Below are 903 nucleotides of genomic sequence, written 5' to 3' on the forward strand. Positions count from 1 at the left end.
GGGGATTCCTAAGAACACCAGCGTAACCGCTAGTTATGGATTAGGCTATCCCGTTGCACCGACGGTTAGAAGCCTTACAGCTTCGTTTTTAAGATTTAATCCTGCGTTAATATCGCGATCATGGAATGTCTGACACTTAGGGCATTTCCATTCTCTTAAGCCTCGATCTTTAACGTCTTTGTTTTTATAGCCACAACTCGAACAAAGTTGAGAGCTAGGGAAGGTTTTACTCACTTCCACTACGGTCTTACCGTACCATTCAGCCTTGTACATTAACATGGTCTTGAATTGATACCATGACACATCGGCGATAGCTTGAGCTGTTTTCTTATCTTTCAGCATGTTCGACACTTGTAGACTCTCAATCCCGATCACATCGTGGTTTTTGATGATGTCGGTAGAGGTCTTATGTAAGAAGTCTGTTCGTTTGTTTTCGATTTTTTCATGGATACGAGCAACCTTTTTTCGTTGTTTATTCCAATTACTAGAGCCGATGACTCGTCTTGATAGAACATGTTGGGCTTTCACTAACTTTTGTTCTAACGACTTAAAATAACGGTTATTTCTGTATTTTGTTCCATCCGCAAGGATGGCGAAATCTTTTAGCCCTAAATCAACGCCTGTACTGGAGTTTGTTTTTGGCAGTTCAACTACTTCTGTTTCCACTAAGACAGATACAAAATACTTTCCACTTGGGTTACGTCGGATCGTCGCATTGATGATACGTCCATCTACCTCACGACTTTTAGCGAATGGAACCAGACCAAGTTTAGGCAACTTGATGTGTTTATCAAAAACAGCGATATTTCCGTTGGTTTGCTTCGTGATATAGGACTGCACCTTGTTCTTTTTGCCCTTAAATTTAGGGGCTTTGTTTTGCTTTTTATAATACCGTTGGTACGA

Annotated in this window: 1 protein-coding gene; it reads right to left on the reverse strand. The window is 40.8% G+C overall.

Going from position 1 to position 903, the window contains the following annotated elements; all coding sequences use genetic code 11:
- Positions 1-45: 45 nt before the first annotated feature.
- Positions 46-903 (reverse strand): IS200/IS605 family element RNA-guided endonuclease TnpB (tnpB, locus tag GJU40_RS20525; protein ID WP_154309896.1); only part of this gene is annotated, 858 nt, incomplete at its 5' end.

Origin of the sequence: Metabacillus lacus (genome assembly GCF_009674805.1) — a bacterium.
Classification (GTDB): Bacteria; Bacillota; Bacilli; order Bacillales; family Bacillaceae; genus Metabacillus_C; species Metabacillus_C lacus.